Consider the following 8,740-nt stretch of genomic DNA (forward strand, 5'->3'; position numbering starts at 1 on the left):
CCGGACCGAGGCGCGGAGCCCGGAACCGGGGCCCGGAACCAGAGGCCCGGAACCAGAGGCCGGGGCGGAGCCCCGGGGAACGGAGGAAGGGCGGGGCGGGGACAACCACCACGCAGCGCCGCCCCGCCCCGCCCGGCTGCACCCCACCACCCGGCCCCGCAGGAGAATGGACGCATGCCCGAAGGAGACTCCGTCTACCGCGCCGCGGCCCGGCTCCGCGAAGCCCTCGCGGGCAAGGAACTCACCCGCTCCGACCTCCGCGTCCCCCGCTTCGCCACCGCCGACCTCACCGGCTTCACCACCCTCGCCGTCGTCCCCCGGGGCAAGCACCTCCTCATCCGCTTCGGCGACCCGGCACCCACCGAAGACACCGGACCCACCGAAGGCACCGGCCCGGGAACCACCCCACACCCCCTCCTCACCCTCCACACCCACCTCCGCATGGACGGCACCTGGCGCATCCTCCCCGCCACCACCGGCGCCCCCGGTGGCGCCCGCACCCCCGTGCACCAGATCCGCGTCATCCTCGGCACTGCCACCCACACCGCCTTCGGATACCGCCTCCCCGTCGTGGAACTGCTCCGCACGGCCGACGAACACCGCGCCGTCGGCCACCTCGGCCCCGACCTCCTGGGTCCCGACTGGAACGAGGCGGCCGCCGCCGCGAACCTCCTCGCCGCCCCCGCCCGCCCCCTCGGCGAGGCCCTCCTCGATCAGCGCAACCTGGCCGGCATCGGCAACATCTACAAGGCCGAGCTCTGCTTCCTCGCCCAGGTCACGCCCTGGACCCCGGTGGGCGACCTGCCGGCCGGCACCCTCCCCCGCCTCGCCGCCGCCGCGCACCGGCTCCTGGACGCGAACAAGGACCGCCACCGCAACACCACCGGCAGCCGCCGCCCCGGTCAGGACCTGTTCGTGTACGGACGTACCCACCGCCCCTGCCTGCGCTGCGGCACCCCCGTCCGCGAGGCCCCCCAGGACGACCGCCCCACCTACTGGTGTCCCCGTTGCCAATCCGGCCCGACGCCTTAGTTGACGGCCCGTCAGATCCGGTCGTACCGTCCCCGCATGCCTACACCCAGCGCGTACGAACTCACCGGCCGGACCGCCCTGATCACCGGCGCCGCCAGCGGCATCGGCCGGGCCACCGCCCTACTCCTCGCCGAGGCCGGAGCCGCCGTCCATTGCGCGGACCGCGACGACCAGGGCCTGAAGGAAACCGTCGAACTGATCACCAAGGCCGGCGGCCGGGCCACCGCCCACCCCCTCGACGTGACCGACCGTGCCGCGATCAAGGCGTCGATCGCGCAGGCCGGGCCCCTCGACATCACCGCCGCGATCGCCGGAATCATGCACAGCAGCAGCGTCCTGGAGACGTCCGACGAGGACCTCGACCGGGTCCTGGACATCAACTTCAAGGGGGTGCTGCGCACCTGCCAGGAGGCCGCCCGCGCCATGATCGCGGCCGGCCGGCCCGGTTCGATCATCACCATGGCCTCCGGCGCCGTGGACGCCGCCCAGCCCGGCCTGCTCTGCTACAGCGCCGCCAAGGCCGCCGTCGTCCAGCTGACCAAGACCCTCGCCACCGAGGTCGGCCCGCACGGCATCCGCGTCAACGCCGTCGCACCCGGGTGGATCCGCACCCCGATGACCGGCCGGCACAGCCCCGAGGTGCAGGAGCAGACCGAGGCGATGATGACGCGGATGTCCCCGCTGCGCCGCGTGGGCGAGCCCGAGGACATAGCCCAGGCAGTGCTCTACCTCGCCTCGGACGCCTCTTCCTTCATGACGGGCCAGATCCTTCGCCCGAACGGTGGAGTCGCCATGCCCTGGTAACCACCCGACCACACCCGCAGGGCACGCGCAGGGCACCCGATCATCCGGCCCCGTCACCCCTGGCCCCGTCACCCCCGGCCCCGTTACCCCCGGCCCCGTTACCCCCGGCCCCGATGGCCGGCCCCCTGCTCCCCGCCTCCCGGAGGCACCGCCCCCGACTCCCCGACCGCCACCGGCCCGGAAGCAGCCCGCTCCCCACCGCTCCCCGGGACGCCTCCGTTGCCCGCGGCGCCTCCGTCCCCGCCACCGCGCCCGCCGCCCGCCGCCCCGCGGCGACGGCGGCCCACCGGCCCCGGCACGCAGTGCACCGGCAGCAGCCCCAGTCCCCATCCTCCGACGGCGACCGCACCCTCCACCGGCCCGGCCTCGGCCGGCGCCAGCACGAGCCGCAGCACGGCCCACCACCACAGGACGCCCACCGACAGCGCGAGGGCCAGACCCACGGGTATACCCAGCAACCGCCGCACGGCCACCTCCAGGGGCCGGAGACCCGAACGGGCCCATCCTCCCGCACCCCGCCCGTACCCGCACCCCGCCCGCTCCCCCTCCACGGCGCACCGGAACGGCACCCACGCCACACCCGCCCCAGGAACGGCAAGGAGCCCCGGCCGGGGCCCGAGGGGCACCGGCCGGGGCTCCGGCCACACTCATACGCTCAACACGCACGCACGCATCACGCGGCTACGACGTTCACCGCTTCCACGGGCGCCTTGATGGTCACCCGTTCCGGGCCACCCGTGACCGAGGCCACGGATACCGAATTGAGCATCGGGCGGACCGGTGCGGACACCGGTTCGCTCGCCGCGGCGGACTGGGCCAGCTCGGCGAGCGAAAGCTCGTCGCTGACTTCCCGCATCAGCTCTGACATCCGTACGTCAAGCGCGTCGCAGATCGCGGAGAGCAGCTCGGAGGATGCCTCCTTCTGCCCCCGCTCCACCTCGGAGAGATAGCCGAGCGAAACTCGGGCGGACGAGGAGACTTCGCGCAGAGTACGGCCCTGGCGCTGGCGCTGCCGACGCAGCACGTCACCCAGCAGGCGACGGAGCAGAATCATCGGTGGCTCCCTCCTCTGACCGTGTAGCCGTAACCTTCACGCCCCACCGTACCGCCTCGGGCGGCGGCCGTGCGGGGAGCGATGTCGTGTTCACTCAGGGCTGCAAACATCAAATCCCCCCGTCCTGTTCCGTATCCTGCCCCCGCAGATTCTCGCGGAGTTCGCTCGAGAACAGCTCGAGCACTGTCCGTGTGCTCTCCCTACGGATTTCCGCACGGGAGCCTTTCAACCGCAGCCGGGCCGTTTTCCTGCCCCCGGGACCTGCGACGGCGATGAAAACGGTGCCCACCGGCTGCCCGTCCTGAGGGTCGGGACCGGCCACTCCGGTGGTCGCGATGCCCCAGGAGGCGCCGAGCAGGTGCCGGACCCCGGCCGCCATCTCCTCCGCGACCTGCGCGTTCACCGCGCCTTCGGCCGCGAGCAGCCCGGCGTCCACACCCAGCACCCGGTGCTTGATCTCGGTCGCGTACGCCGTGACGGATCCGCGGAAGGACTTGGAGGCGCCCGGGACGGCCGTCAGCTCCGCGGCCACCATTCCGCCGGTCAGCGACTCCGCTACAGCGACCGTACCGTTACTCTCCGCAAGGAGTCGCAGCACATCAGCCGCAACTGCCCCAGTGTCCCCAGCAGCACCCGCGACATTCCGCACCGCTTCATCAGGCACCTGGGATCCGCCCGCTTCTTGCACCGCCGCGTCGCCCTCCGGCAGGTTCACCGCGCGGCACGCTCCGCCGCGAGCCCCTTGCGCCGGAGCACGACGGCCTGCCGGACGTAGTCCAGACCGGTGACGACGGTCAGGACGACGGCGGCCGCCATCACCCAGAACCGCAGCGTCGCCAGCGGCCCGGTCAGCGCGAGCACGTACATGCCCACCGCCACGCCCTGGGTCAGGGTCTTCAGCTTCCCGCCCCGGCTCGCGGGAATCACTCCGTACCTGATGACCCAGAAACGCATGAGCGTGATCCCGAGTTCCCGGCCGAGGATCACTCCGGTGACCCACCAGGGCAGATCACCGAGCCAGGACAGACACACCAATGCCGACCCCATGATCGCCTTGTCGGCGATGGGGTCGGCGATCTTCCCGAAGTCCGTGACCAGGTTGTACGTACGGGCCAGGTGTCCGTCGAAGATGTCGGTGATCATGGCGACGGCGAACGCCGCCCACGCCAGCGCCCGCCAGACGGGGTCGTAGCCCCCGTCGGCGAGCAGCAGCATCACGAATCCCGGCACCAGGACCAGCCGGATCATCGTCAGGATGTTGGCGATGTTCCACAGGCTGGCCTGATTGACCGCCGCGGCGCCCAGCTTCGCGCCGGGCGCGGGCCGGCGGCCGGTCCCGCCCGCCGCAGATGCCGGGGCTCCGGTCATCCGGCCGCCTCCTCAAGATCCACGCCCAGGGGCTCCGCCACCAGGTCCACACCCAGGGTGCCGACCACCTTCGCCGTGACGATACGCCCCGGGACCAGGCCCGTGCCGTCCGTGAAGACGACCTGGCCGTCGGTCTCGGGGGCCTGGTGGGCGGCGCGCCCGTAGGCGCCCTCGCCGTCGTACTCGTCGGCGGACGCGTCGATCGGGACGACCGTCTCGACGAGCACCTCCAGCGTCTCTCCGATCCGCTCCTCCGCGCGCTGCGAGGTGAGCTCCTCGGCGAGGCGCTGCATGTGGGCGAGGCGCTCGGCGATGGTGTCGGCGTCCAGCTTGTTCTCGTACGTGACGGCCTCGGTGCCGTCCTCGTCGGAGTAGCCGAAGACGCCGATGGCGTCGAGCCGCGCGCCGTTAAGGAAACGCTCCAGCTCGGCGAAGTCCGACTCCTTCTCGCCGGGGAAGCCGACGATGAAGTTGGACCGGACGCCGGCCGTCGGGGCCTTGGAGCGGATGGTGTCCAGCAGCTCCAGGAACCGGTCGGTGTCACCGAAGCGGCGCATGGCGCGCAGCACGTCGGGGGCCGAGTGCTGGAAGGAGAGGTCGAAGTACGGGACGACCTTGGGGGTCGAGGTGAGTACGTCGATCAGGCCGGGCCGCATCTCGGCGGGCTGGAGGTAGCTGACGCGGACGCGCTCGATGCCGTCCACCTCGGCCAGCTCGGGCAGCAGGGTCTCCAGCAGGCGGATGTCGCCCAGGTCCTTGCCGTACGAGGTGTTGTTCTCGGAGACCAGCATGATCTCCTTGACGCCCTGCTCCGCGAGCCAGCGCGTCTCGCCCAGCACGTCGCTGGGGCGGCGGGAGATGAAGGAGCCGCGGAAGGACGGGATGGCGCAGAAGGAGCAGCGCCGGTCGCAGCCGGAGGCGAGCTTGACCGAGGCGACCGGGCTCTTGTCCAGCCGGCGGCGCAGCGGCGCACGCGGGCCGGAGGCGGGCGCAACGCCGTCGGGCAGATCCTCGGGGGCGGGCTCCGGCTCCTGCGCGTGGCCCGGCAGGGCCACGTCGGCGTCCTGGCGCTCGGCCGGGCTGATCGGCAGCAGCTTGCGCCGGTCGCGCGGGGTGTGGGAGGCGTGGATGCCGCCGTTGAGGATGGTCTGGAGGCGGTCGGAGATGTCGGCGTAGTCGTCGAAGCCGAGCACGCCGTCGGCCTCGGGGAGCGCTTCGGCAAGTTCCTTGCCGTAGCGCTCGGCCATACAGCCGACGGCTACGACGGCCTGCGTGCGGCCGTGATCCTTGAGATCATTGGCCTCCAGCAGGGCGTCTACGGAGTCCTTCTTGGCGGCTTCGACAAAGCCGCAGGTGTTGACGACGGCTACGTCCGCGTCGGCGGCGTCCTCGACGAGCTCCCAGCCATCCGCCGCCAAGCGGCCTGCGAGCTCCTCCGAGTCCACCTCGTTACGGGCGCAGCCAAGAGTGACAAGGGCGACGGTACGGCGTTCGGGCATGGACTCAAGACTACTTCGTCCCGGCACCGGCCCCCGCCTCCCGTCCCGGACGACAAGATCCCCGGGGTGCGACACGGCACCCCGGGGATCCGGAACGTTTTATTCCCTGCTGGTCAGCCCGCCTGGGCCTGGCCCTCACGGGGGTCGTCCTTGGTGTATGTGAGACGTTCCACCTGTCCGGGCTGGAACTCGTCCTTGATCTCCTTGCCGTTCACGAAGAGCTTCACGACCCCGGCGTCACCGAGCACCAGGTCGATCGACTCCTTGTCCGTGAACGTCTTCGACTGACCCTGTTCGAGGGTGCCGTCGAAGAGGAGCCGGCCACTGTGGTCCTTGGCCGAGATCCAGCTCTCCCCGTCGTTGGCCGTCAGGACGACCGTGACGAGGTCCTTGGGCGCGGCGGCGATGGCGCTGTCCGAGGGCTCCGGCTTGGGAGCCGTAGGCGCCGGCGGCGCCTGGACCGAGGGCTTGGAGGCGTTGGGGGTGGGCGCGGGCTTCGGCGCGGCGGAACCTTCCGCCACCGGCCGCTTGGCCTTCTCGTCGGCGCCGCCGAAGGCCGTGAAGCCGACGAAGCCGATCACGGCGACGATGGCGGCGACCATGGCGGCGGTCCAGTTGGGCCGCTGCCGTTCGGGGCGGATCCGCTCGGCTTCGAACATCGGCGCGGCGGGGGTGGGTGCCGGCCGGCCGCCGTGGGCCGCGTCGTAGCTGTCGATCAGGGGTTCCGGATCGAGTCGTACGGCACGGGCGAGCGTACGGATGTGGCCGCGGGCATAGACATCGCCGCCGCAGCGCGTGAAATCGTCGGATTCGATCGCGTGCACGATCGGAATGCGCACGCGGGTGGTGGAACTGACCTCGTCGACAGTCAGCCCGGCGGCGATCCGGGCCTTCTTGAGGGCCGTCCCGATGGACGGCTCATCGACGGAACGTTCGACGAGGCGGTCCTCGGACCGGTCGTCGGTCGAAGGCCGCTCATCTTCGGGGGAGTTGGCGTTGCCGATGGACACGAGGGCGCCTTTCGAGCGTGTAGCCACCTGCTGGAAGTCCAGTCTAGGGGGGTGACGAAAGGGTGAGGCAACCGGAGGGGGGCCTTCCTACGCCATACGAATGGCCAGGGGGCTCCCGCCCGGTGCGGCGACCCGGAACAGGCCGCCACCTCCCTCAACTAGACACGCGACCCGGGGAAACGGTTGCCCCCGATCCTTTGCGCGTTACTCGGGAGGAGTCTCCCCCCGGATGACCGCGAGCACGCCGTCCAGTTCGTCGGCCTTCAGCAGCACGTCGCGCGCCTTGGACCCCTCGCTCGGTCCGACGATCCCCCGCGACTCCATCAGGTCCATCAGCCGCCCGGCCTTCGCGAAGCCGACCCGCAGCTTGCGCTGGAGCATCGAGGTGGACCCGAACTGCGTCGAGACGACCAGCTCGGCCGCCTGGCACAGCAGGTCCAGGTCGTCGCCGATCTCCTCGTCGATCTCCTTCTTCTGCTTCTGCCCGACGGTGACGTCGTTGCGGAAGACCGGCGCCATCTGATCCTTGCAGTGCTGCACGATCCCGGCGATCTCGTCCTCGGTGACGAAGGCGCCCTGGAGCCGCACGGGCTTGTTCGCGCCCATGGGCAGGAACAGCCCGTCGCCCTTGCCGATGAGCTTCTCCGCGCCCGGCTGGTCGAGGATGACCCGGCTGTCGGCGAGCGAGGAGGTCGCGAAGGCCAGGCGGGAGGGCACGTTCGCCTTGATCAGACCGGTCACCACGTCCACCGAGGGCCGCTGCGTGGCGAGCACCAGGTGGATGCCGGCCGCACGGGCCAGCTGGGTGATGCGGACGATCGAGTCCTCCACGTCGCGCGGGGCCACCATCATCAGGTCGGCGAGCTCGTCGACGATCACCAGCAGGTACGGGTACGGGCTCAGCTCCCGCTCGCTGCCCGGCGGCAGTTTGATCTTGCCGTCGCGGATCGCCTTGTTGAAGTCGTCGATGTGCCGGTACCCGAAGGCCGCCAGGTCGTCGTAGCGCAGGTCCATCTCGCGCACGACCCACTGGAGGGCCTCGGCGGCCCGCTTGGGGTTGGTGATGATCGGCGTGATCAGGTGCGGGATGCCCTCGTACGCCGTCAGCTCCACCCGCTTGGGGTCCACGAGCACCATCCGGACGTCCTCCGGGGTGGCCCGCACCATCACCGAGGTGATCAGGCAGTTGATGCAGGAGGACTTACCGGAACCAGTGGCTCCGGCGACCAGCACGTGCGGCATCTTCGCCAGGTTGGCCATGACGTAGCCGCCCTCGACGTCCTTGCCGAGCGCGACGAGCATCGGGTGGTCGTCCTCGGCGGCGTCCGCCAGCCGCAGCACGTCCCCCAGGTTGACCATCTCGCGGTCGGTGTTCGGGATCTCGATGCCGACCGCCGACTTGCCCGGGATCGGGCTGATGATGCGCACGTCGGGCGAGGCCACGGCGTAGGCGATGTTCTTCGCCAGCGCCGTGATCCGCTCCACCTTCACGGCCGGGCCCAGCTCCACCTCGTAGCGGGTCACCGTCGGCCCCCGGGTGAAACCGGTGACCTTCGCGTCGACCTTGAACTCCATGAACACGTTCGTCAGCGAGGCCACGACCGCGTCGTTCGCGGCGCTGCGGGTCTTGCCCGGCCCGCCCTTCTCCAGCAGGTCCAGCGAGGGCAGGGAGTACGTGATGTCCCCGCGCAGCTGGAGCTGCTCGGCGCGGGGCGGCAGCGCCTGGGTCTCGGGCGGGGCCTTGGTCAGGTCGGGAACCGACAGCGTCCCGGAGGCCGCCGCGGTGGTGTCGTGCGGCGGGGCCGCCGCAGCGGCGGGCTTCTCCTCGCGGGCCGGCTGCTCCTCGCGGGCGGGCCCCTCCTCCCGGGCCGACGGGACCGGAGCGGTGATCTCCGCGCCCTCGCGCTCCACCGAGATGCCCTGCGTGAGGTCGGCGACCAGCGGGGAGGGCGGCATCCCGCCGTACACCACCC

Annotated in this window: 9 protein-coding genes; 2 read left to right on the forward strand and 7 right to left on the reverse strand. The window is 71.4% G+C overall.

Features of this window, described 5'->3' with window-relative positions; all coding sequences use genetic code 11:
* Positions 1–174: 174 nt before the first annotated feature.
* A complete protein-coding gene (locus ACFWBW_RS08325) occupies positions 175–1,032 on the forward strand; it encodes a zinc finger domain-containing protein (RefSeq protein WP_385369582.1) in 858 nt (285 codons plus the stop codon).
* Positions 1,033–1,068: 36 nt separating this feature from the next.
* The gene (locus tag ACFWBW_RS08330) at positions 1,069–1,836 is read left to right on the forward strand and encodes an SDR family NAD(P)-dependent oxidoreductase (protein WP_385369584.1); all 768 of its coding nucleotides are present in this window, start codon (positions 1,069–1,071) and stop codon (positions 1,834–1,836) included.
* Positions 1,837–1,934: 98 nt separating this feature from the next.
* Here ACFWBW_RS08330 and ACFWBW_RS08335 read toward each other — a convergent pair whose 3' ends face one another.
* The 7 genes from ACFWBW_RS08335 to ACFWBW_RS08365 form a co-directional block, all read right to left on the reverse strand.
* The gene (locus ACFWBW_RS08335; protein WP_385369586.1) at positions 1,935–2,294 is read right to left on the reverse strand and encodes a hypothetical protein; all 360 of its coding nucleotides are present in this window, start codon (positions 2,292–2,294) and stop codon (positions 1,935–1,937) included.
* 215 nt (positions 2,295–2,509) lie between these two features.
* A complete protein-coding gene (locus ACFWBW_RS08340) occupies positions 2,510–2,890 on the reverse strand; it encodes a helix-turn-helix domain-containing protein (protein ID WP_112451800.1) in 381 nt (126 codons plus the stop codon).
* 109 nt (positions 2,891–2,999) lie between these two features.
* Positions 3,000–3,539 carry a CinA family protein gene (locus ACFWBW_RS08345; protein ID WP_385369620.1) on the reverse strand — a complete coding sequence of 180 codons (540 nt, stop codon included), beginning with the start codon at positions 3,537–3,539 and terminating at the stop codon, positions 3,000–3,002.
* 62 nt (positions 3,540–3,601) lie between these two features.
* The gene (gene pgsA, locus ACFWBW_RS08350) at positions 3,602–4,258 is read right to left on the reverse strand and encodes a CDP-diacylglycerol--glycerol-3-phosphate 3-phosphatidyltransferase (RefSeq protein ID WP_327255230.1); all 657 of its coding nucleotides are present in this window, start codon (positions 4,256–4,258) and stop codon (positions 3,602–3,604) included.
* Complete coding sequence (gene rimO, locus ACFWBW_RS08355; RefSeq protein ID WP_385369589.1) at positions 4,255–5,757, reverse strand: 30S ribosomal protein S12 methylthiotransferase RimO; 1,503 nt, start codon at positions 5,755–5,757, stop codon at positions 4,255–4,257. Before rimO ends, pgsA begins: the two co-directional genes overlap by 4 nt.
* 113 nt (positions 5,758–5,870) lie before the next feature.
* On the reverse strand, positions 5,871–6,767 hold the full coding sequence (locus ACFWBW_RS08360; protein ID WP_385369591.1) for a helix-turn-helix domain-containing protein: 897 nt from the start codon (positions 6,765–6,767) through the stop codon (positions 5,871–5,873).
* Between the two features lie 204 nt (positions 6,768–6,971).
* Positions 6,972–8,740 (reverse strand): DNA translocase FtsK (locus ACFWBW_RS08365; protein WP_385369593.1); only part of this gene is annotated, 1,769 nt, incomplete at its 5' end.

It is taken from the genome of Streptomyces sp. NPDC059957, assembly GCF_042730015.1.
Lineage (GTDB): Bacteria > Actinomycetota > Actinomycetes > Streptomycetales > Streptomycetaceae > Streptomyces.